This is a genomic window from Meiothermus rufus DSM 22234, assembly GCF_000423425.1.
Taxonomy (GTDB): domain Bacteria; phylum Deinococcota; class Deinococci; order Deinococcales; family Thermaceae; genus Meiothermus; species Meiothermus rufus.
In genome coordinates this window covers 1-22,649 of the sequence record NZ_AUHY01000047.1, presented here as the reverse complement: position 1 = coordinate 22,649, position 22,649 = coordinate 1, and the positions used below count along the sequence as shown (strand labels likewise).

Below are 22,649 nucleotides of genomic sequence, written 5' to 3'. Positions count from 1 at the left end.
TTGAGACCGGCCAGGCCCTTTTCTTTTAGGGCTTTTTTCCAGCGGTGGTAGGTGGCCCGGCTGATCCCGACCAGGTCCTGGATCTCCTTCCAGCTCTTTTTACTTTCACGCAGGGCTTTGACCAGTCGGAGCTTGCGCAGACGTTCCTTGACCTCTGGGTCGCCTGCTTTGGCCTCGGCCAGCCTCTGTGCTTGTCTAGCGCCTTGCCATATCTCTCGGCCAACGGTGGTAAACTGCACCTGGGGAACCTCCTTTCTTGGTTGGTTCCCCTCTTTTTATCCCAGCTTAGAGTCTCACATGTGTTTGTCCGGGTTCAGGGATGAGCCTGTATAGTGTGGCAGGTATGGCAGGCATTCAGTTTGGCACCGACGGTTGGCGCGCCATTATTGGCGAGGGCTTCACCTTCGACAACGTCGCGCAGGTCGCCCAGGCCTACGCAAGCTATCTCCTCAGCCACCAGGGCCGAAGGGTAGTGGTCGGCTACGACACCCGCTTTATGGCCGACCGCTTCGCCCGCAAGGCCGCCGAAGTGCTGGCCGCTAACGGCCTCGAGGTTCACCTGTCCAAAACCTATCTGCCCACCCCAGTGCTCTCCTTCGCAGTAAAGCACCTGGAAGCCGACGGCGGGGTGATGCTCACCGCTAGCCATAACCCCCCCGAGTACCTGGGCTTCAAGATTAAGGGCCCCTACGGCGGCTCGGCTACCCCAGGCATGGTGGCCGAGGTGGTGCAGCACCTGGGCCAGCCGCCCAAGACCGAAGGTGGGCGCATCCAAAGCTTTGATGTGCGCAAGGCCTACTACGCGTTCATCGCTGCACAGCTCGAGATAGAGGCCCTGCGGGCCTACTCGGGGGTACTCTACCACGACAGCCTGGGGGGGGCCGGGGCCGGCTGGCTGGCCGGCTTTGTCAAGCACGCTGGGTTGAAGCTAGAGCTGCGCGAGCTGCACGCCGTGCCCGACCCTATGTTTTACGGGGTGAATCCCGAGCCTATTCCGCAAAACCTGTTCACCCTTATGACCGTACTCAAGGCCGAGGCTGACCCCACCTTCGCCGTGGTACACGACGGCGACGCCGATCGAATTGGCGTGGTGCTGGCTGGGGGTCGCTACTTCAACAGCCACCAAATCTTTGCCCTGCTGCTCCAGCAGCTTCGGCGCAAAGGGCACACCGGACGGGTGGTCAAGACCTTCTCCACCTCCCAGATGATAGACAAGCTGGCCCAGCGGCTGGGGCTCGAGGTAAAGGTCACCCCTATCGGCTTCAAGTACATCGCCGAGGCTATGCTCCAAGGCGGGGTGCTGATCGGGGGGGAGGAGTCGGGGGGCATCGGGGTGGCGGGCCACCTTCCCGAGCGCGACGGCCTTCTCAACGCCCTTTTGCTGCTAGAGTCGGTGGCGCTGAGTGGCCAGAGCCTGGGTGATCAGTTTGCTGAGCTGGGTTTTGCCCATGCCTACGACCGGCTAGACCTGCACCTACCTTCCATGGAAGCCCTCCAGACCGCCATGGCTCAGGCCCAGAACCCCCAGCCCATCGCCGGGAAGGCCGTGTTGGGCACGGAAGCCCTAGACGGCATCAAATGGCTGCTGGAGGGGGAGGCTTGGCTGCTTTTCCGCCCTTCGGGCACCGAACCGGTGCTGCGCCTATACTGCGAGGCCCCAGAGGAAAAAACTGTCCAGGCCATCCTAGCCGAGGCCCGGAAGCGGGTGGGCCTTTAGGGCGCTGCTAGGCTGAGCCAAAGCTGCACACTTAGTTCTTCTGCCCGCGGTGTGCGGGGTACAAGGCTGTACTGCCGTAGGCCCAGGGCAAAAGGAGCCTGAGGTAGCAGATCCAGGTATTCCAGTATCTGGGGAAACCCGCCCCGCACCTCCAGGAAAAGCCCTTCCTCAGTCGGCCTCAGCTCGGATACCCGCAGCCGACGAAGCAGCGCCTGCTGCACCAGCCAGGTATAGGCCTCGTGGTGCCGCTCGGGAGGAAGAAAAGGCCGGGTGGGGCGGGCGACCAGTGGGGCTTGGGTGGCCTGCCGCTCGGCCAACCCCTGACGCAGGGCCTCGAGGCGGCGGTACTGGCTGTCAAGGGTCCAGCCGGCCCAGAGGGTAAGGGCTAGGGCTAGGAGGGGAGCTAGGTATCTCATCGCGCGCGGATGACCCTCGAGAGGTCGAACACCGGGAGGTACAAAGCCAAAGCCACCAGCAAGACCACACCCCCTAAAACCAAGGTGAGGATGGGCTCGAGGCTGCTGGAAAGACGTTTTAGGCTGTGGTCGATCTCCTGCTCAAAGAAGTCGGCCACCTGCTCTAAACTGCGATCCATCTGGCCGGTACTCTCGCCGGTTTGGGCCATCTGCACAAAAAGCGGAAGAAACAAGGGGTTCGACCGCATCGCCTCGCTCATAAAACGGCCCTGCTCCACCGCCTGGCGTAACTGCAAAATAGCCTCGGCGAAAGCCCGGTTGCCCTCCACCTGGGCGCAAGCCTCCAAGGCTTGGGTGAGGGCGATACCGCTTTTGTACAAAGTAGCCAGGGTGTGGCCAAAGCGGGCCAGGGCCGATTTGAGCAGGATGGGGCCCACCAGGGGCAGGCGGAATAACCTTTGATCCACAGCCATGCCCCAGGGCCCCTGATAGGCTCGCCAAAACACCAATCCACCCAAAACGGCCGCTAGCAGTAGAAAAAGCCCATACTGGCGAACGAAAAAAGCACTGGATATGAGAAAAGCGGTGGGCCAGGGCAGGGCTATCCCGCTGTTTTGGTACAACCGGGCAAACACCGGTATCACTACCACCAACAAAACGACCACCACCACCAGCAATACCGCGAGAACAAAGGCCGGGTAAGTCAGGGCCGTGCGAACCTTTTCCCGAAGCTCATGGGTACGATCCAGATACCCCGCCAGCCGCCGAAGCACCACCTCTAAAGCCCCGCCCAGCTCGGCCACCGAGACCAGCTTGCGCATGATTAGGGGGAAAACCTGGGGATACGCCTCCATGGCCTGGGCCAGGCTGCTACCCCCTTCCACCTGGGCCCTTAGCCCCTGGAGGGCCTCTTTTAGAGAAGGATGGCGGCTTTGCGCATGTAGCGTCTCCAAAGCCGCCAAAAGGGGTAAACCCGATTCCAGCAGTAAGGCCAACCGCCGGGTGAAAAACACCAGTTCCTGCAAGGGCACCCCCCGCAAGGGTGAGGAGCGCAGGGGTACCAGCTTGATCGGATACAACCCGCGTTGGCGTAAAAGTGCCCGCGCCTCAGAAAAACTGGCTGCCTCCACCACCCCCTGGTAAAGGCTTTTACCGCTTGGATCGGTCGCCTGGTAGTTAAAGCGCATAGCTCAAAGCCCTTCCATACCCCAGCCCAAAACACGCACCACCTCCTGGGTGGTCGTGAGACCCTCTTGAACCGCCCGGCTAGCCACTTGCCACAAGGTTTTGTGCCCCTGGGCCTGCTTTCGCAGAGGGTTTTCCGAAGCCCCGGTGGCGATCAGATGGCGGCTCTCGGCATCGGGCAGATAAACCTCATACAGCCCGGTACGCCCATAGTACCCGGTCTGACCGCAGTAGGTACAACCCTGACCGCGTATCTCTCCTTGTAAAGAAGCAAAAGCCGACTGAAACCCTGCGGGAATTGGCGCAATCTGCGCACACTGCGGGCATGGACGCCGCACCAGGCGCTGGGCAATGACCCCTACCAAGGTGGCCCCCACCAGATGGGCTGGGGCTCCCATCTCTACCAGACGGCTAACCGTAGCAATGGCATTGTTGGCATGCAAAGTCGCCAGCACCAGGTGCCCGGTCAGCGCAGCGCGCACGGCGGTCTGCAACGTAGTCTGATCGCGGATCTCGCCAATCATGATAACATCGGGGTCTTGTCGCAGCACCGAACGCAGAATCTGGTCGAAATCCATGCCGATTTTGGGCTGGATGGGGATCTGGGTAATCCCCTCTAGGGCGATTTCAACCGGGTCTTCAATGGTGAAAAAGTTCTTTTCCGGTGTATAGATATGGCGTAGGGCAGCGTAAAGGGTGGTGGTCTTGCCGCTTCCCGTAGGACCCACCGCCAGCACCAGACCATAAGGGGCTCGGAACATCTGCTCAAGCCGGGGTAGGTCCTCAGGGAAAAACCCCAGGTCCTCCAAACCGAGGAAGAGGCGGGTAGCCTGGATAAGGCGCAAAGCCATACGCTCGCCAAAAAGGGTACCTATGCTGGAAAGCCGGATATCGTAGTCGTGGCCGGCAAAGCTGTAGGTGAAGTGGCCATCCTGAGGGCGGCGGCGGTCGGCGATATCCATCTGGCCCAGCACCTTATAGCGGGCAATCAAGGAAGCCTCGAGGTCTTTGGAAAGCCGGGCCACCTCGTGCATGACCCCGTCTACCCGCATGCGCACCAGCAGAAGATTGGCCTGGGGCTCAAGGTGCAGATCGGTGGCACGAGCCCGCAGGGCCCGTTGCAAGAGGTTTTCTGCCAGCTCAACAGTGGGAGCTGTCTCTTCCAAAATACTGGGACCCGCCCTAAGGGTGAGGTTAGGAACGGACACCTCGCTAGGCTGGTCTTCTGCGCGTTCCAGCACCTGCAAAATTTCGTCCTCCGGAGCCAAATAAGGCACTATGCGCTTACCGGTGCGAAAGCGTAATTCATCCAGCAAAGCCAGGTCCGAAGGACGAGCCAGGGCCACATGTAGCTCTTCCGGGCTTTCCTTAAAGGGCAAAACCCGTTGCTCGCGGGCAAATCGCCCATCTATTCGGCGGAGCAACTCTGCGGGTATCTCCAGTTCGCTAGGAAAAACCAACGCTACGTTCTGCTGCTGAGCCAGTAGCTTGTAGAGGGCCTGCTTGCTGACCCATCCCTTGCGCAGGAGTATCTGACCTAAAGGTTCCTTGCTATAGCGCTGCTCCTCAAGAGCCTGTTCGAGCTGCGTTGGGCCCAGCCAGCCCTGCTCCAAAAGGAGATTACCGAGGGGTTTTCGTACGTTGAATCTCCCATGCATAGCGCTGTCCAACCTCTCTCAGGACAACCAACTGGGCCTGCAAACGCCGGGATAGCTCTATGGGAGCCTGGGGGTTTAGGGACTCACCGGCCAGACGGAAAACCTCTGGGCTCTCCTCCATTTGGGTAAACCACAGCCCCGGGGGCCTAAGACGGGCCGCTTGCACCAGGTTAGCACTATCCAGCGTGGGCAGTTCCACCATTTGGGAAGCCGGGCTAGGCTCATCCTGCATAGCCTGGTACAACTGCTCAACCCGGCGTATCTGGCTTTGCAGGTAGCTTTGTCCGACCAGGCCTGCACTCAACACCAGGGCGCTGTATAGCAAAAGTACCTGGGTAGGCCAGGGCAGCACCGCACGCTTGGGGGTACCTGGGCGTAGGTCAAGCTGGGGCTCTCCTTGTAGGGCTACCTCTCGCAAAAGGGGCAGGGTCGGCTCCAAGGGGATAACCCGGCGGGCCGGCAAAACCGGAGGCGTAAAAGAGCCTATCAACCAGGCTTCTTCCACTTCGCTGGTAAGCCCAAACAGCTCGAGGGTGCGTAGCACCTCAGCCTCTACCGCCTCAAAAGGTCCATCTAGCGGTGTATTGAGATAGCGAAAGCCCCGTAGTTGCTCCCCAGCAAAATAGGCCAGAGTATGACTGAAAGACTCCAACAGCAATACCGCCTCAGCCTGGCGATGCTGCTCTACCAGGCGCCAAAAAAGCAAGGGCAAGGGTTCTAAACGCTTGGGGCGAAGCCTTCGCTCCAGCTGCTCGGCTTCCTTCCTGGGCAAAGCAGTGTACAAGTAGCGCGCCTGGGAACCGGCTACCTCGAGCAGGTGGTGGGCGGTACGCAAAGGCTCTCCCCTGAACTGGGGGTTCAGCTCGGCCTCGGAAAGAATCAGTTCCTCAAGGGAAGCCTCGGGCAGGTAGGGCAAAGTGGTCTGGCGCACCAAGGCCACTTCCGGCCCCAGGCCCAGGTAGTCTACCCCCCCCGCCCGGCGTAGCTCCTCTACCAGCCGCTCTAGCGAGGAGTCGACAGGCACCCAAACCCGAACCCCCCGGGGCCCCCAGTAGTGGATTCTTCCCTGGCTGCACAGGGCAATGCGCATAGCTTAGCGAAGTCTAGCAAAAATGGCCGGCAAGCTATGGCTATTTGGGCTGCCCTGCTTTTGCAGGCTTAATTGGCTGCCCTCCAAACCACCCGCGGGGCAAGGGGTATCCAGAAAGGCCACGCCCCCTGCCAAAGCACAAAAGCCCGCCGTGGGGAAAAGAAAGGGCTCCCAGGCCAACGAGCTTCCTGCGGGCAGGCCACACCCTCCACTCCAACGGCGCTCTTGCAAGGTGCCGGCCAGCAGGCGGTACTGCACGCAGGCCCCAGGCTGGGCTAGGCGCAGCTCAGTGCTGGTCAGGAGGGCCACCTGCCGGGCGGTGCGGATATCCTTGCCCAAACGTTCGCGCAGGTCAGTGTGGAACACCTGGGCCTCCAGCAGCTCGGCTTCTTGCAGGCTCGAGCCCCCCCAGGCCAGCAAAGACCCCGCGGCCAGCACCAGCAGTCCAGCTACGGCCAGGGCTACGGTCATCTCCACCAGGCTGAAGCCCCACCGGCCCATCAAAACACCTCCACCCAGGTCAGGGCATGGCCCTCCGGGGTACGCAGGGTGCGGATTTGGCGGGTGATGGGCGGTGCAGCCACCGTCTGAACCTCCTGGCAGACCTGGTAGGTGCGCCCTCCCAGGATGACCGAAGCGTAGGTAGGGCATGGACTGATGGACACTCCGCTTTCCACTAGGGCCTCGAGGGCCGCCGGGGTAGTCTGCGCGTCAGCGCTTTGCAAGCCTAGACCCAAGGAGGCCACCACCCCGGCCAACACGCCCAGCAACAGCAAGGCTAGGGCTACCTCGAGCAGGGTAAAACCTAGGGGTCTACCTGCCATGCTTCCACCCCGTTCAGGATATGGTAAACCACCCGTACCCGGCGGCTGAGGCCCTGGTGCTCACCCACCGCCTCAACTGTCCAACGCGGCGGCAAAAAGGACGTGCGGCAACCGGAAAGCCCACTGCTGTAGCAGTAGCGCCCCACATAGTCGGGGCTACTGGGGGTACACACCGGGCTACTGCGGCAGACCGCCACCGGCTGAGGCCCGAAGGCCGGGAGCAAGGGGTTAAGCTGGATGTGGCGGATGGCCTCCCGCGCCCCCGCCTCGGCCAGATAAAGGGCCTGCTGGTAGGCTAGGGCAGTGCGCTGGCGCTCGGCGTTGCGCTGGGCCAGCAGGCCTACCGGAAGCACCAGGGCCCCGAGGAAGACCAGGGCTACCGCCAACACCAGCAGCAACACCCCTCGCCTTGCCTCGAGGCCCAAGGTGCCTCCTTTAGTTGATGCCGTTACGGATGCAGCGGATGACGGTGGTCGCGTTGGCCACTGCCGTGGTGCAAGCCTCGTTGGAGTAGAGCAGGGCTACCCGCTCGCCAGTGGCGGCCACCGCGTCGTTGTTGTCATAGTCCATGTATACTTGCCCGCCGGTACCCAGCTTGAGCTGGGTGGTGGGCACATCCAGTCTGGTCTGAAGCTGGGTCCAGGTAGGAGCGTTGCCGCTGTTTTTAGCCACGTAAATGGCGTAGGCCGAGCGGAGGCTGGCCAGGGTAGACTGGCGCTGGGCCAGACGGGCCTCGGTGGTCATATCGGCAAAGCGGGGCACCGCAATGGCCGCCAGGATGCCGATAATCACCAGAACGATAGCTAGCTCGATCAGGGTAAAGCCTTTGGTATTCATCAATCCTCCTTATTAGGGCAGGTAGCGGTTCCCACTACCGCTTTGGATTTTAGGGCGCTCAAATGCCTCTCCCTGTGACAAATGACCGTTAAAAGTCAGTCTGGTTGTTTAGCTTGATCGGCCTGCAGGTCTTGCTGGATGAGCTTGAGGAAGATGGGTACCACCTGAGGATCAAGGCTGCGCCCTGCCTCGGCCTGGAGGTAGGCCAGGGCCTTTTCCTTAGGCCAAGCCCCCCGGTAGGGACGGTCGGAGGTGAGCGCATCGTACACATCCACCACGGCAAATATACGCGCTGGGAGGGGGATTTCCCCTCCCTTGAGACCCCGGGGATACCCCGAGCCATCCCAGCGCTCGTGGTGGGCATAGGGAATCGTCAAGGCCTGAGCCAGGTGGGGTATCCCTTTCAACCACTCGTAGGCGTATACTGGGTGCAGGCGCATGACAGCCCACTCCTCGGGGGTGAGGGGGCCAGGCTTTTTCAAAATCTGATCGGGAATGCCAATTTTGCCTACATCGTGTAAAATGGCCCCTCGACGGAAATCTTCCAACGCCTCGCCCTTTAGCCCCATAGCCTGGGCCAGCCGCAAACCCAGCTCTACTACCCGCTCGGTGTGCCCTCCGGTCTCTTGGTCCCGCAACTCCACCGCCTTGGCCCAAGCCCAGAGGGTGCGTTCATAGGTGAGGGCCAGTTCCTGCTGGCTTTCCACTGCCTGTTGGTAAATAAGCGCGTTATCGAGGGCCACCGCAGCCTGTTCTACCAACGCTTCTAGTAGGGTCTTGTCCTCTGGGGCGGGCTCCCAGGTGCGACGAGTAAAAACGGCTAAAACGCCCAGCGACCGCCCCTTGGCTAGCAGAGGATAGGCCCACTCTGCTACCAACCCCTCCCTAAGGGTAAAGTCTGCCTGGCTCCCCGGGTCTTGCTGCAGATCGGGAACGTGTACCGGCTGGCGCAGAAGAGCCGCTCGGCCTATATGGCTCTCTTCGGATATACAAACCGTTTTGGGTAAAACAGCTTCGGCACTACGAAAGCCTCGTGACGCCTCGAGGCGCAGGGTCTGGCTCTCCGTATCAAACAGGAAAAGGGCCAGAGCATCCAGGGGCAGTCTGGACGAGGCCTGGTCCAGAAGAACCGCTAGAACCGCCTTCAAATCCAGGGTGGAGGCGATGGCCCGCTCTACTATACGTAGGGCCTCGAGGGTCTCCACCCGCCTCTCCAACTTTTTCCGCAAGCTGGCCCGCCGGATGGCATTTCCGATAGACTCCGCCAACAAGGCGGCTCGTTCTACCTCGGCAGGACTGGGCGTGTGGGGTGGTGGCCAGGCCAGACCCAGCACACCTATAGGAGTAGTACCAGCCCAAAGGGGAAGGGCAGCCCCACTCCACCCTGGGGGGATCAGGGGGCGGGCCTTGGGGTTGACCCGCGGGTCTTGCTGAAGGTTCAGCGAGACCACCACCTCTCCCTGCAAGGCCCGGCCAGTGAGGCCCTCCCGGGGGCCGGGCACGGGGATATCGCAAACCCAACCCTGGGCGGCCATCACCTCGACTTGCTGGGCTTCAGGGTTGTACAAAAGAAGGCTCCCTGCCGGGGATTTGAGGGCCCTAAGCGCCGCTTCCAGGGCGTTTTCCATCATCTCCTTGAGGTCCTCGCTCTGCCTTAAGGCCAGGTTGACCTGGGCTAGGGCCTCGAGGCTCAAAGCCCGCTCGCGGCTCTCGGTCACATCCAACCCCACCCCCAACACTGCGGGCTTTCCTTCGTACTCCACCCGAGCCGCGGAGTAATCCAACCAACGCACCTCCTTCGCGCGGGTCAGAATGCGAAAGAAGTAGCGAGCGGGTACCTCCTCTCCTCTGAGCCGGGCTAAGCCCCTGGCCCGAACCATCTCCCGATCCTCGGGGTGAACAAACTCCCAGACCTGTAGGCTTTGTATCTCTTCCAGGCTATAGCCAGTCAGCCGCAAAGCCTCCTGATTGGCAAAAACAACGCGCTCCTCCCGCCAGAGGAAAATCACCGCCGGAGCGGTCTCGGTCAGTTTTTGGAATAGGGACAGGCTCTCCTGAAGTTGCAAGGCCCTCTGTAGCCCCAACTCACCCTGCCCAATTTCCCGCCGGGCCAGCGCATGAATCAGTAGCGCACTCAAAAGAACAAAAACCCAACCTTTGAGGGTTTGGGCCGTGGCTTGAAGCTCTGCTGAAAGCTGCAGCACGAATTGATCGCTAACGAAAACCCAGAGCAAACCAAAGACCAAATAGATCAAGCTAATCCGCCGACTGCCTTTCATTCTGCCACCCCTTCACCCAAAATAGAGATTCCGAGTGCTTTGGCCCGATACATGCGGGTATCGGCCCGGGATAGAAGCGTATCTGGATCGTCCCCATCCTCGGGGTAGGTAGCCAGGCCGATGTTCACACCCAAAGAAAAGCCTTCCAGGCAAATGGCCTGAATGGCCTGAATATACCGCAGGGCCACCTGCACAGCGCCCCTCCTAGAGGTATGCGGCAGAAGTACAGCAAACTCGTCCCCACCCCAACGGAAAATTTTATCCCCCTCGCGGCTTTCCTCTTGTAAAACCCGGCCTACCTGAATCAGGGCCCGATCCCCCTGAACATGACCCAGTCGGTCGTTGAGGGCCTTGAACCCGGTGAGGTCTAGGATAAAAATGCTCAAAGGGTGGTTGTACCTGCGGGCCCGGCTCAACTCCTCCTGAAACAACCGCTCGAAGGCCCGCCGGTTGAGCAGACCGGTCAGCGGATCGGTAAGAGCGGCCGTCTCCAGGCGCTTGCGTGCGTCGGCCTCGTGCAAGAAAACCGCCAGCGGAGGGGCAAAAAAGTGGGCAGCCTCGAGGCTATCCTCCCCAAAAGCCTGGGGGTCGTGGAGGTTATCCAGGTTCAGGTAAGCCAGCACCCGGCCTTGGTAGGGGATGGGCAGGCAAAGATTGGCCTGAATCTCCTGAACCCGGCCTGCGCTGTCCATCACCTCTCTTGGGGCTGTCTGGTAGCTGATTTCAGCAACGGGCGCCTCTACTCCTTTTAGAATCCGGGGTTCACCCCGCAAGGCTCGGTCTGGGCCTTGGGCATACCACTTCAGCATCTCCTCAGGGGTGAAGTAAACCTTCTGTAAGGCTACCAGGTCATACCCCCGGACGGCTTTGTAGCGGTAATGCCCTTCCTGCAAAATTAGAAGACTACCCACCTCGCTACCGGATACCCAGCGTAAGGCCGCCTCGAGCAAGCGCCCGTAGAGGCCCTCGAGTTCGGGTTGTGCTTCCCCCAAGGCCAGGAAGAGCTCCCCCACCGCTTGGTGCCGGGCCTTTTCTGCCAACCCCTCTAAGGCCAAGCCCAGAAAACGCGCCGACAACCCCAGGGCCTCCCGCTCGGTGCGGGTCCAGCTTCGCGGGGCAAGGCTGGCCAGAACCAGTACCCGGCGGGTTCGCAGGGCACCCAGGCTGGGCAGGGGTAAGGCCGCCAGCGCACTCAACCCTTGGGCTCGGTGGGCAGGCGCCCCTCCCTCTTCCTCCAGGTAGCGGCTTGTGTAAAAGGGCTCACCGCTTTGGTACACCCGCCAGGCCAACCCTTGCCCATAGGGCAGCTCGGGCAGGCGTAAAACCTCGGGCCCCTGATAAGCTAAAGGAACCATCCGCCCACCCTGAACCTCCCAGACTGCGCCAGCCTCGAGGCCCAAAGCTTGCAGCAGGTAGGCTAGCGCCCCCTGGGCCACCTCCCCCATCCCGCGGAAGGCCTGTAGGCGTAAACCCAGGTCGGTCAGGGTTCTCTGAATCCAAAAATCGGCCAGGCGGGTTAGCTCACCGCTAATCGCCTGAGCCAAGCGGATCAATCCCTCTACCTCCTCGGGCAGTAGGAGGCGACGGCTCTCCAAGTTCAACACCGCCACCACCTCGCCCTTTTCCAAAAGGGGCAAGGCCAGCTCTGAGCGTGTGGGGATATCAGGGTCTGGGATATAGCCAGGCTCTTTGCGCACATCGGGGATATAAACCGGACGCCCTTGTCGAAAGGCCCGCCCTATGACGCCGCTGGCGGGAATCTGGACTAATTTCATAGGCACATTTGCCTTTAGCAAGCGAAAACCCTCCCTGACCGGTAGCCAAACCCCCAGGTGGCCCTGCTCCGTCAAGGGCGAGAGGCGCGCTGGAAGGCTTTTGAGAATCTCTTCACGGCTTGACGCCTGGGACAGGTTCTTGAGGGACTCCGCTAAAAGCCTTTGGCTTTTGGCTAGGGCCTTGGCCCGCCGGTGAGCCCGCCGCAGACTCTCCCCCACTCCATGAGCCAGCCAGGCAGAAAGAAAAAGAACAACACCAGCCACGATTTCCGCAGAGGGTAAGAGCAGGGCAAGCACCAGGGCTACCAGCACCCCCCACAACAACCCATACAGGCTGGCCAGAATGGCCACGGTAAACATGTACCAAGGAACGATATAAGCAGTACCGTACCCCCAAAGACTCACCATCTGACCCACAGCCAGGGTCAGAAGAGCCATAAGGGGGTAAAAGTAAGCCATTTCGTTCACTATGATGGCATTGAGCATAAGCCTGTGTTGGTAATTTGGGCTTTCTTATGCAAAAGCGATTAAAGAAGCATGTTTGTGAAAACAACAACCAGGGTACAAAACCGCCTTTTGGGATAAAGTTGAGGAATGAGGTTGGCCCTTATGCTGCGTCTGCTGCTGCTGATAGGTCTGTTAGCCCTAGGAGGGGCTGGCGCGGCTGTGCAGGGAGCCTTGGCCTACGCCCAAGCCACCCCTCAGGTGGCCGAGCGGCGCATCGGTCCCCAGGGAGGGGTGTTGCAACTACCCGGCATCCGGGTAGAGGTGCCCGCGGGAGCGCTGGCCTTGCTGGTTCGCTTCCGCCTCGAGCGCTTGCAGGCTGTACCCACCTCGCCACCCCAAAACGAGGTCTTCTTCATCCAAACCCTACCCGAGCGCGAGGTAGTGGGCATTTACCGGTTTTCCTCCAGTGCCACCAACTTTCTCAAGCCTTTAACCATCGAACTCAAGGTCAACCCGCCCTACCAACCTGGAGGGCGCAGCTTCAAAAGCGCGGTTTACCTCTGGGATGGGAGCGGCTATGTCAGCATCCAGGTGCCAGCCACAAGGGAGTCGCTTCGTCTAAGCCGCCTCGAGCTGGGCCTGGGGGCCGGGGCTGGGGGGTACCCAGCAGGGCTGGTGCTGGCGGTATTGCGAGCACCGGAGGAAAACCTGCGGCGGGAGTGCCAGGCCCGTGGGGGCCGCTGGACCGGCTCGAGCTGCGAACAGCGGTAAAGCAAGGGGTATCCTGGGTTTATGTCCCCCTATCTGGCAGTGGGTCTGGCGCTATATCTGCTGAATCTGCTGGTCGGGTTGGCCGCACAACTGCGGCTGGGGCGTTTTGGGTTGTGGCACCACGGGCTTTATTTGGTGGTTTTCGTCAGCACAGTAGCTGCTTTGGTCCTTGCTAGGGAAGGGTGGCTGCTAATTACTGTAGGCTGCCTGGCCCTGTTCCCCAAAGCCCGGCCCCACACCTGGCTGCACCCCACCCTGGGAGCGGTGGGGCTGGCAGGTTACTTGCTGGCACTGGGAGGGTGAGATGGAGTTTTTAGAGGTCATCCGCCGGCGCAAAACCACCAATGGCCCCTTTCTGGATAGGCCTGTATCCAAAGAACACCAACACCTCTTGATGGAGGCGGCCAGCCGGGCCCCCAGCCATTTCAACTCCCAACCCTGGCGCTTCATCCTGATCGAGGATCAAGCTAAGCGCGAAAAAATCGCTGAAATTGGCGGACGCACCATGCAGCAGCTCATTGCCGAGGGGCGGTTTTTTGAGCGCTACCGCCGCTACTTCCGCTTTAGTAAAGAAGAGATGGAAGCGCACCGCGACGGCATTCTGATCGACCAGTTGCCCGCACCGCTGCGCCCTTTCACCCGCCAGATCATGGGCCCTTCGGCCCTAGGGCTTTTGCGGACGCTGCGGGTGCCGCAAATCCTAGGGCAGGATAACCGCAAACTCATCGCTGGCTCCCCTTTGCTGTTAGCAGCCCTGCTGGACAGGGAAGAGTACCGCCCCGGTGAACTTTCGGGCTTTTACAGCCTGCTGGCCCTGGGCATGGCCATCGAGAACATCTGGCTGACCACGGTCGAGCTGGGCATGGGCATCCAGTTCATCTCTACCCCTATGGAGGTTCCCCAGGCCTGGGAAGAAATCAAACGGTTGCTGGAGGTGCCCGAGCACCTCGAGCTGATGGCCCTCTACCGGCTGGGCTACCTTCCCTCTGAACCACCCCGCCCCCGCATCGACTGGCAGTCCCACCAGCGCAAGCGCCTTTCGCAGTTTGTCTTCCGCGAAACCTGCGCCACTCCCGAGGGGGACGGCTGAGGTCTTTATGCAACCTTGCATCCTGAGCGTGGCCACGGCAAATCCGCCCTACCGGGTGGGGCAGCCAGAGGTGCGCGAGCTGGTACGCCTTTTGTTCGACCAGCTTCCGGGAATAGAGCGGCTTCTGGGCGTCTTCGAAAACACCGGTATCGAATCGCGCTATCTCTCGGCTCCGCTGGAGTGGTTCACCCAAGAGCACATCTTCGCCCATAAAAACCAGCGCTGGTTTGAGATGGCCCTGGCCTTGAGCGAGAGCGCAAGCCGCTCAGCTCTACAACAGGCTGGGGTTTGGCCCGCCGAGGTGGGGGCGGTGGTGCTGGTGAGCAGCACCGGTCTGGCTACCCCCAGCCTCGAGGCCTACCTGGCGCAACGCCTAGGCCTGCCCCCTACTGCCACCCGCCTACCCATCTGGGGCCTAGGCTGCGCTGGGGGGGCTGCCGGGCTGGCCCGGGCTGCTGAGCTGGCCCTGCGCCATCCAGAGCAGTATGTGCTGCTGGTCGCGGTAGAGCTATGCAGCCTAACCTTTGTGCGGGGCGACCTGAGCAAAAGCAACCTGGTAGCCACCAGCCTGTTCGCCGATGGGGCGGCGGCGGTGGTACTGGGCTTCCGTCCGGATGCAGCTGGGCCCTGGGTACACAAAGGGTTTAGCTATCTCCTGCCCAACAGCGACCAGGTGATGGGCTGGGATCTAGTACCGGAAGGGCTGAAGGTGCGCTTTGCCCAGAGCATTCCATCCTTGGTAGAAGGGAAGCTGGGTGGTCTAATCCAGGAAGGGCTGGCCAAGCACGGCCTAAAACCCAAGGACATTCAATTCTGGACCCTCCACCCTGGAGGGGCTAAGGTGCTGGCCGCCTACCAGAAAGCCTTAGGAGTGAAGGGAGAAAGCCTCGAGGCCGCCCGCTGGGTGCTGCGCCACTTTGGCAACATGTCCAGCCCCACCGTACTGTTCGTGCTGGCCCGCCAAATGCATCTACAGCGCGAAAGGAAGCTGGGGGCATCCAGCGCGAGAAGCCCTGGCCTACTCTTGGCCCTGGGGCCAGGTTTCGCCGCCGAGGGGGTGCTTTTAACATGGTAGCGCTCTGGCTGGCCCTGGCCTGGGTTGGGCTGCAACGGCTGCTAGAACTCTGGCTAGCCCAGCGCAACCTGCGTTGGGCTTTGGCCCGGGGAGGGCGGGAGTATGGCCGCAGTCACTACCCCCTCTTCTTCCTCTTGCACATAGGCTGGATGCTAGGCTGGTGCGCCGAAGGGCTGGTACGTGGTCAGCTCTCCCCTTTTTGGGGGCTGTGGCTGACCCTGTTCCTGCTGGCCCAAGGCCTGCGTTACTGGGCCATCGCCAGCCTGGGGCCCTACTGGAACACCCACATCGTCGTTGTGCCAGGAGGGAAGCGTATCCGAACTGGCCCCTACCGCTACCTGCGCCACCCCAACTACCTGGCGGTAGCTCTGGAAATTTTCTCCCTACCGCTCGTCTTCAACGCCTGGATCACCGCCCTGGTCGCCTCCTTGCTCAACGCGGCTTTGCTTCTGGGCATCCGCATTCCAGCAGAAGAGCGGGCGCTTAGGCTATACGAAGAGCAGAGCAGCCCCTAGACCTCGCGCACCGGCTGGCCCCTGACCAGGGCATAGGCATAGCCATCGGCTAAGGCCTTGAGGGAGGCCTCGAGGTTGTTCTTACTGGCCCCTACCGTGCTCCAACGCTCGTTGCCCCGGGCCATCTCGATCATCACCCGCACCCCCGAGGCCGTACCCGCTTCCTGGCCAGCCAGAATGCGCACCTTGTAGTCGGAAAGCTCGATCTCGGCGATCTCGGGGTAGAAGGGCTCAATGGCCTTGCGGAAGGCCTTGTCCAAGGCCGAAACCGGGCCGTACTGGCTCTCCGCTGCGGTGTGCTGCAAAGTCCCGCCCACCCACACGCGCACGGTGGCCTCAGCCCAGGTGGGGGTCTCGGGGTTGTCGTCGTTCACATGGACAAAGACCGTAAAGCCCTCCAGACGGAAGGGCATGGCCCCACCTCGCAGCCGGTGAGCCAGGAGGTAAAAGCTGGCCTCGGCCCCCTCGAAAGCGTAGCCGGCGTGCTCGAGCTGCTTGACCTCCTCCAGTAAAGCCCCGGCGGCCTCCTTGGGCATCTGTACCCCGGCTTCAGCCAGCTTGGCCAGCAGGTTACTGCGGCCCGAAAGGTCGGAAACCAGCACCCGCCGTCGGTTGCCCACCGCCTCGGGCGGCACGTGCTCGTAGGTACGGGCATCCTTGAGCACCGCCGAGACGTGGATGCCCCCCTTGTGGGCAAAGGCCGCATCCCCCACGTAGGGGGCCCGGATGTTGGGGGCCAGGTTGGCCCGTTCATCCACGAACAGCGAAACCTGGCGCAGTTCGGTGAGCTTCTCCGGGCTGATGCCTTCTAGCTTTAGGCCGTACTTCAGCATCAGGTTGGGGATGGTGCTGGTGAGGTTGAGGTTGCCGCAACGCTCCCCATAGCCATTCATGGTGCCCTGGACATGGGTGGCCCCAGCCCGCACCGCAGCCAAAGCGTTGGCCACGGCCAGCTCGCTGTCGTTGTGGGGGTGGATGCCGATGCGCACCTGGGGGAACGCCTGCACTACCTGGCGGGTAATCTCAAAAACCTCCTCTGGTAAACTGCCCCCGTTGGTGTCGCACAGGCATAGGGTGTCGGCCCCACCCCGCACCGCGGCCTCGAGGGTTTTCAGGGCGTAGGCGGGGTTGGCCTTGTAACCGTCGAAGAAGTGCTCCGCGTCGTGGATGACCCGCCGGCCTTGAGCGACCAGGTAGCGGGCGGTCTCCTCGATCATGGCCAGGTTTTCCTCGAGGGAGACCTCGAGGGCCTCAGTCACGTGAAAATCCCAGCTCTTGGCTACCACCGTCACCACCGGGGTACCGGCCACCAGCATGGCCTGCACCGAGGCGTCCTCCTCGGGACACACCCCCTTACGCCGGGTCGCACCAAAGGCCACCAGACGGCTTTGGCCCAGCCCCACCCCCTGCATACGGGCGAAGAACTCGGCGTCCTTGGGGTTAGAGCCGGGCCAGCCCCCCTCAATGAGGGGAATCCCGAAGGCCGCCAAGCGCTTGGCGATGGCGATCTTGTCGTCCGAGGAAAGGTTGACCGCCTCCCCTTGGGTACCGTCGCGCAAGGTGGTATCGAGAATTTCAATCAAGGCCTAAAACCTCCCCTACTTCCCCAGCCCCGAGCGGTGCACCTCTTCCAGCGACATGGGGTGGCGTGCTGACTGGCCTGCGGCCAGCTTGTTGGCCGCATCGAGGTAGGCGCGGGCCGAGGCCTCGATGATGTCGGGCGAGATGCCGTGTCCGGTGGCCTGCACCTCCCCCAGTTTGAGCTTGACCGTTACTTCGCCCAAGGCTTCGGTGCTACCGGTAACCGACTCCACCCGGTAGAGCTCGAGCTCCGGCTTCAGCCCGATGGCCTCGGAAATGGCTTTGTATACTGCATCCACTGGCCCATCGCCGATGGCCGTGGTGGTGACCACCCCCTTGGGGGTCTCCAGGCTGACCGTGGCGGTGGGCAACATGCCATAGCCGGAGAAAAACTGCAGGCGCTCGAGCTTGAAGAGGTGAGGGGTGGTTACCGACTCACTTTCCACCAAAGCCCGCAGCTCCTCGGTTTCGATAGGGCCTTTGCGCTCCACAATCTCGCGGAAACGGGCAAAGATCGCCCCCACCTGGGCATCGTCCAGCTTGTAGCCCAGGTCGGCTAGGGCCTTTTTGACCGCAGCCCGCCCGGAGTGCTTGCCCAGCACCAACACCGCCGCCTGGCGCCCTACCAGCTCGGCATTCATGATCTCGTAGGTCTCCTTGTTCTTGATCACCCCATCCTGGTGGATACCCGACTCGTGGGCAAAGGCGTTATCGCCCACGATGGCCTTGTTGGGCTGCACCACCATGCCGGTATACCGCGAGACCATGCGGCTCATACGGTAAAGCTCGCGGGTATTGATGCGGGTGTGGGCCTGGTAATGGTCGCGCCGCACGTACAAGGCCATCACCACCTCTTCCAGCGCGGTATTGCCGGCCCGCTCCCCGATGCCGTTGATGGTGCACTCGATCTGGGTTGCCCCGTTCTCCACCGCAGCCAGGCTGTTGGCGGTGGCCAGGCCCAGGTCGTCGTGGCAGTGGGCCGAGATATGCACGGGCCGCCCGCGCACAACCTCCCGGTAGATACGCCCAATCAGCGCCCCGTACTCCGGGGGGGTGCCGTAGCCGGTGGTGTCAGGGATGTTGATGGTGGTGGCCCCGGCGTTGATGGCGGTGTCGTAAAGCCTCAGCACAAAGTCGAAGTCGGCCCGCATCACGTCCTGGGCACTAAACTCCACATCGTCCACAAACTGCCGGGCATAGCGCACCATCTGGTCGGAAAGCTCCAGAATCTCCTCGGGGGTCTTGCGTAGCATATACTCCAGGTGCACCCTCGAGGCGCTGGTGAACACGTGGATGCGCGGCTTCTCCGCTTTCTCCAGGGCAGCCGCGGCCCGCTCGATATCCAGCTTGTGGGTACGGGCCAGGGCGCAGATAACCGGCCCTTTGACCTCTTGCGCGATGCGGGATACGCATTCAAACTCGCTGGCCCCGTTTACGGGAAAGCCCGCCTCGATGATATCCACATTCAAGCGGGCCAGGCCATGGGCAATCTCCAGCTTCTGCTGCAGAGAGAGGGCCACCCCGGGGCTTTGCTCGCCATCGCGCAGGGTGGTATCGAAAATCCGGATATGCCGCATACAAACCTCCTCTAGCCTTGGGGAACCTCTTCCTTGCTAAAGCGCGAGCGCAAGAAAGGCATCATGGCCCGCAGCTTGGGGCCGATCTGCTCGATGGGGTGATCCTTCCAGTAGTTGCGGTTGGCGTTTAGGGTAGGCTGGCCTACCAGGTTTTCCAGCATCCACTCGCGGGCAAACTCGCCCTGCTGAATCTGGCGCAACACCTCGCGCATACGGGCCTTGGTGGCCTCACGGTCAATCACCATAGGCCCCCGGGTGTAGTCGCCGTACTCCGCGGTGTTGGAGATGGAATAGCGCATCCCGGCAAAGCCCGATTCGTAGATTAGATCCACAATCAGCTTGACCTCGTGCAGGCATTCAAAGTAGGCCATCTCAGGGGGGTAACCGGCCTCCACCAGGGTCTCAAAGCCTGCGGCGATAAGCTGGGTCAGGCCCCCGCACAGCACGGTCTGCTCGCCAAAAAGGTCGGTCTCGGTCTCGTCTTTGAAGGTGGTGGCAATCACCCCGGCCCGGGTGCCGCCATTGGCCTTGGCGTAGGCCAAAGCGGTGGGGAAAGCCGAACCGGAGGCGTCCTGGTGCACGGCCACCAGCGAGGGCACCCCCGAGCCTTTTTCGTACTCCGAACGCACCAGGTGGCCCGGCCCTTTGGGTGCCACCATGAAAACGTCCAGGTCGCGCCGGGGTTTGATCTGGCCAAAGTGGATGTTGAAGCCGTGGGCAAAGGCCAAGGCCGCCCCTTCCTTGAGGTTGGGCTCAATCTCGGCCCGGTACACTGCCCCTTGGGTCTCATCCGGCAGCAGTACCATCACCACATCGGCCTTGCGCACCGCTTCGGCCACCGGCAGCACCTCGAGCCCAGCTTTGCGGGCTTTTTCCTCGTTGCGGCTGCCGGGGCGCAGTCCGACCACCACCCGGATGCCCGAGTCGCGCAGGTTTAGCGCGTGGGCGTGGCCTTGCGAGCCAAAGCCGAGAATGGCCACGGTCTTGTCCTTGATGAAGCCGATGTCCGCGTCTTGGTCGTAGTAAATCTTCATCTTTTACACCTCGCACTGTGGGCCGGCCTTGGCCCCGAACAATACAGCGGGCCGAAACCCGCTGCTAGACCGCCTTTTTCTCCCGTACCCGAAGCACCTGCTCACCCCGCGACATCCCTACCGCCCCGGTGCGCATGACCTCGAGCAGACCATAGGGCCGCAGGGCCTCCACAAAGTTGCTTACCTTCTGGGAGTCGCCGGTGAGTTCGAAGATGATGGAGCGCTTGGCCACATCCACGATGCGGGCCCGGAAGGCCTCAGCGATGTCTTTGACCTCGAGGCGCTCCTCAATGCCCGCCACGCTAACCTTCACCAAGGCTAGCTCCCGCTCTACGTGAGGCTCGGCGTGGTCGGTAACCTTGATAACCTCGATCAGGCGGTTGAGCTGCTTTTCCACCTGCTCTAAAACCGCATCATCGCCCGAGACCACCAACGAGATGCGCGAAAGCCCAGGCTGGTGGGTGCGCCCTACCGCCAGCGACTCGATGTTAAAGCCCCGGCGGGCAATCAGCCCCGCCACCCGTTGCAAAACGCCAGGGTTATCCTGTACCAACACGGAAACCAGATGCCGCATACCCGACTCCTAGTCGCCCGCCACAGCCTCACGCGGGTTCTCGATGATCATGTCCTCTGCCGCACCACCTGCCGGAATCATGGGGAAGACCCCCTCCTCGTGGTAAACCCGGGCCTCCAGCAGCACCGGGCCGGGGTGGGCCAGCACCTCCCTCACCGCCTCCTGGAGCTGGGCTTTGTCCGTGAGGGTAAGGCCCTTGATGCCGTAGGCTTCGGCCAGTTTGGCAAAATCGGGGTTGGAATCCGCCAGGTAGACCTCGCTGTAGCGCCGGGCATGGAACAAATCCTGCCACTGGCGCACCATCCCCAGAAAGCCGTTATTCAACACCACGATCTTCACATTCAGGTTGAGCTTTTTCAGGGTGGCCAGCTCTTGTAGGGTCATCTGGAAGCTGCCATCCCCGTCAAAATCAATCACCAGTTCGCCGGGTCGGGCCAGCGCGGCCCCGATGGCAAAGGGCAAGCCTACCCCCATGGTGCCCAGCCCGCCGGAGTTGATCCAGGAGCGGGGCCGGTCGAACTTGAAAAACTGAGCAGCAAACATCTGGTGCTGCCCCACCCCCGAGGTCACGATGGCCTGGCCCTGGGTCGCTTCCCAAAAGGCTTGGATTACCTCCTGGCTTTGCAGGTAAGGCTTGGGCTTCCAGGCAAAGGGGTGCTTGGTCTTCCACTCCTCGAGCTGGGCCCACCACTTGCCGATATTCATCCTTTGCGCCCCCTTGGCCAGCTCACCCGCCACCCACTTGGCATCGCCCACCACCGGGATGTGGGTTCTGACCAGCTTGCCGATCTCGGCAGGGTCGATGTCCACGTGAATGATGGTATGGGCATGGGGGGCAAAGCGGGAAATTTTGCCGGTTACCCGGTCGTCAAAGCGCAATCCGATGGCCAGGATGGTATCGGCGTGGTGGATGGCCCGGTTGGCAGCGACCGAACCGTGCATCCCCGGCATGCCCAGGCACTGGGGATGGGTTCCGGGAAAGGCCCCCAGGCCCATCAGGGTTGTGATAACCGGAATCCCGCTACGCTCGGCCAGAGCGAAAATCTCGGCAGCGGCGTGCTGGGCCCCGCCCCCCACCATCAGCACCGGCCTTTCCGCCTTCTTCAGGGCCTCGAGGGCCCGCTCAATCTGGCGGGGGTGGCCCCGGTAGGTGGGTTTGTAGCCGGGTAGGTCTATCTCTACCTCAAAACTGCCGGTAAACTCTGCTAGCTGCACATCCTTGGGGAAATCGATCAACACCGGCCCGGGCCGACCGGTGGAGGCAATGTAAAAAGCCTCAGCGATTACCCGGGGGATGTCGTTGACGTTACGCACCTGGTAGTTGTGCTTGGTCACTGGCTGGGTGATGCCCACCACATCGGCTTCCTGGAAGGCATCTGTGCCAATGAGGTGCTGGGGCACGTTGCCGGTAATGGCCACTACCGGGGTGGAGTCCATCAGGGCATCCTGCAGCCCGGTAACCAGGTTCAACGCCCCCGGCCCCGAAGTAGCCATGCAAACCCCCACCCGGCCTGAGGCCCGGGCGTAGCCGGTGGCCGCGTGCACCCCTCCTTGTTCATGTCGCACCAGGACGTGCCGGATAGGCGAGTCGTAGAGGGCATCGTAGGTCGGCATGATGGTTCCCCCTGGGTGGCCAAAAATGACCTCCACCCCCTGCCTTTCCAGGGCTTTGAGAATCGCTGCGGCTCCGTTCATGGTCTGTCCTCCAAAGAACCGCCCCCCGTGGGTTCGGGGGGCTTTAGATGCGCTATTGGCTGCTTGCTACACTAAATCCCCCGTAGGCCTGGTAATTACTAGGCCCAAAACGGCTAGGATTAGGTAGCTGGGCAAAAGCATCTTGGAATAGAGCTTACAGGTGTTTGGTATACCGTGTCAAGGCTCTGTAATCGGTCAACACATGTGAGACTGGGGAACCGACTCCTCCTGCATCTTAGCTAAATACTCCAAGGGAGCAAGACCCCCCAGGGCCATGTGAGGCCTTCGGCGGTTGTAGTGGTCCAGGTAGGCATCCAGCTCTGCCTGTAGCTCGCTGAGCCGGGGGGGCAGAGGCCGGGTATAGAGCTCCTCCCTAAAGGTCCGTTGCACCCGCTCCACGTGACCATTGAGTTTAGGACTCCTCGGCGGCAGCACAAACAAGGCAATCCCCAGAGCACAGCAGGCCTCCTCAAACTCGGCCATGAACTCGCTGCCCCCATCCACCTGGA

22 protein-coding genes and 1 pseudogene are annotated in these 22,649 nt (G+C 61.7%); 6 read left to right on the top strand and 17 right to left on the bottom strand.

All coding sequences use genetic code 11. From position 1 onward, the window contains the following. Positions 1–239 (bottom strand): helix-turn-helix domain-containing protein (locus G552_RS15165; RefSeq protein ID WP_169447877.1); only part of this gene is annotated, 239 nt, incomplete at its 3' end. Between the two features lie 104 nt (positions 240–343). Here G552_RS15165 and G552_RS0109590 point away from each other — a divergent pair. Beyond that, positions 344–1,717, top strand: coding sequence for a phosphohexomutase domain-containing protein (locus G552_RS0109590; RefSeq protein ID WP_027882843.1), 1,374 nt, complete (start codon positions 344–346; stop codon positions 1,715–1,717). Here the strand turns inward: G552_RS0109590 and G552_RS0109585 are convergent. The 10 genes from G552_RS0109585 to G552_RS0109540 all read right to left on the bottom strand — a co-directional run bounded on the left by G552_RS0109585 (position 1,714) and on the right by G552_RS0109540 (position 12,240). Continuing rightward, positions 1,714–2,133, bottom strand: a complete 420-nt coding sequence (locus G552_RS0109585; protein WP_027882842.1) for a hypothetical protein — start codon at positions 2,131–2,133, stop codon at positions 1,714–1,716. The two genes, G552_RS0109590 and G552_RS0109585, sit on opposite strands and share 4 nt — an antisense overlap. Next, complete coding sequence (locus tag G552_RS0109580) at positions 2,130–3,320, bottom strand: type II secretion system F family protein (RefSeq protein ID WP_027882841.1); 1,191 nt, start codon at positions 3,318–3,320, stop codon at positions 2,130–2,132. The genes G552_RS0109585 and G552_RS0109580 overlap by 4 nt, the downstream gene beginning before the upstream one ends. Before the next feature lie 3 nt (positions 3,321–3,323). Then, positions 3,324–4,931 (bottom strand): GspE/PulE family protein, encoded by a 1,608-nt coding sequence (locus G552_RS0109575; protein ID WP_342664861.1) that lies wholly within the window; start codon positions 4,929–4,931, stop codon positions 3,324–3,326. 7 nt (positions 4,932–4,938) lie between these two features. Continuing rightward, positions 4,939–6,066, bottom strand: a complete 1,128-nt coding sequence (locus G552_RS0109570; protein ID WP_027882839.1) for a hypothetical protein — start codon at positions 6,064–6,066, stop codon at positions 4,939–4,941. Between the two features lie 3 nt (positions 6,067–6,069). Beyond that, positions 6,070–6,567 (bottom strand): PilW family protein, encoded by a 498-nt coding sequence (locus G552_RS15855; protein ID WP_051195768.1) that lies wholly within the window; start codon positions 6,565–6,567, stop codon positions 6,070–6,072. Further along, positions 6,567–6,890 (bottom strand): prepilin-type N-terminal cleavage/methylation domain-containing protein, encoded by a 324-nt coding sequence (locus G552_RS0109560; protein WP_051195767.1) that lies wholly within the window; start codon positions 6,888–6,890, stop codon positions 6,567–6,569. Before G552_RS0109560 ends, G552_RS15855 begins: the two co-directional genes overlap by 1 nt. After that, positions 6,872–7,315, bottom strand: coding sequence for a hypothetical protein (locus G552_RS0109555; protein WP_027882837.1), 444 nt, complete (start codon positions 7,313–7,315; stop codon positions 6,872–6,874). Before G552_RS0109555 ends, G552_RS0109560 begins: the two co-directional genes overlap by 19 nt. Positions 7,316–7,325: 10 nt before the next feature. Next, entirely contained in the window at positions 7,326–7,727 is a 402-nt protein-coding gene (locus tag G552_RS0109550) for a type II secretion system protein (RefSeq protein WP_027882836.1), read from the bottom strand. A 95-nt stretch (positions 7,728–7,822) separates the two neighbouring features. Continuing rightward, positions 7,823–10,006, bottom strand: coding sequence for an HD domain-containing phosphohydrolase (locus G552_RS15155; protein ID WP_051195765.1), 2,184 nt, complete (start codon positions 10,004–10,006; stop codon positions 7,823–7,825). Next, positions 10,003–12,240, bottom strand: a complete 2,238-nt coding sequence (locus G552_RS0109540; RefSeq protein ID WP_027882835.1) for a sensor domain-containing diguanylate cyclase — start codon at positions 12,238–12,240, stop codon at positions 10,003–10,005. Before G552_RS0109540 ends, G552_RS15155 begins: the two co-directional genes overlap by 4 nt. Positions 12,241–12,375: 135 nt before the next feature. On the opposite strand from G552_RS0109540, the gene G552_RS0109535 reads away from it, so the two are divergent. The 5 genes from G552_RS0109535 to G552_RS0109515 are packed head-to-tail and all read left to right on the top strand — an operon-like array spanning position 12,376 to position 15,679. Next, the gene (locus tag G552_RS0109535) at positions 12,376–12,999 is read left to right on the top strand and encodes a hypothetical protein (RefSeq protein WP_245575167.1); all 624 of its coding nucleotides are present in this window, start codon (positions 12,376–12,378) and stop codon (positions 12,997–12,999) included. A gap of 21 nt (positions 13,000–13,020) precedes the next feature. Then, a complete protein-coding gene (locus tag G552_RS0109530) occupies positions 13,021–13,302 on the top strand; it encodes a hypothetical protein (RefSeq protein WP_027882833.1) in 282 nt (93 codons plus the stop codon). A gap of 1 nt (position 13,303) precedes the next feature. Beyond that, entirely contained in the window at positions 13,304–14,089 is a 786-nt protein-coding gene (locus G552_RS0109525; protein WP_027882832.1) for a nitroreductase family protein, read from the top strand. A gap of 7 nt (positions 14,090–14,096) precedes the next feature. Then, positions 14,097–15,164: a type III polyketide synthase gene (locus tag G552_RS0109520; RefSeq protein ID WP_027882831.1), complete on the top strand. Its 1,068-nt coding sequence runs from the start codon at positions 14,097–14,099 to the stop codon at positions 15,162–15,164. Next, on the top strand, positions 15,158–15,679 hold the full coding sequence (locus G552_RS0109515) for an isoprenylcysteine carboxyl methyltransferase family protein (protein WP_027882830.1): 522 nt from the start codon (positions 15,158–15,160) through the stop codon (positions 15,677–15,679). Before G552_RS0109520 ends, G552_RS0109515 begins: the two co-directional genes overlap by 7 nt. Here G552_RS0109515 and cimA read toward each other — a convergent pair. The 6 genes and pseudogenes from cimA to G552_RS15150 all read right to left on the bottom strand — a co-directional run. Next, positions 15,676–17,262, bottom strand: a complete 1,587-nt coding sequence (cimA, locus tag G552_RS0109510) for a citramalate synthase (protein ID WP_027882829.1) — start codon at positions 17,260–17,262, stop codon at positions 15,676–15,678. The genes G552_RS0109515 and cimA overlap by 4 nt on opposite strands. A 15-nt stretch (positions 17,263–17,277) precedes the next feature. Continuing rightward, positions 17,278–18,837, bottom strand: coding sequence for a 2-isopropylmalate synthase (locus G552_RS0109505; RefSeq protein WP_027882828.1), 1,560 nt, complete (start codon positions 18,835–18,837; stop codon positions 17,278–17,280). 11 nt (positions 18,838–18,848) lie between these two features. Beyond that, entirely contained in the window at positions 18,849–19,871 is a 1,023-nt protein-coding gene (gene ilvC, locus G552_RS0109500; protein ID WP_027882827.1) for a ketol-acid reductoisomerase, read from the bottom strand. A gap of 64 nt (positions 19,872–19,935) precedes the next feature. Next, positions 19,936–20,445 (bottom strand): acetolactate synthase small subunit, encoded by a 510-nt coding sequence (gene ilvN, locus G552_RS0109495; protein ID WP_027882826.1) that lies wholly within the window; start codon positions 20,443–20,445, stop codon positions 19,936–19,938. Positions 20,446–20,454: 9 nt separating this feature from the next. Further along, a complete protein-coding gene (gene ilvB, locus G552_RS0109490; protein WP_027882825.1) occupies positions 20,455–22,140 on the bottom strand; it encodes a biosynthetic-type acetolactate synthase large subunit in 1,686 nt (561 codons plus the stop codon). A 154-nt stretch (positions 22,141–22,294) separates the two neighbouring features. After that, positions 22,295–22,649, bottom strand: a pseudogene (locus tag G552_RS15150) (integrase core domain-containing protein); the annotation flags it as partial.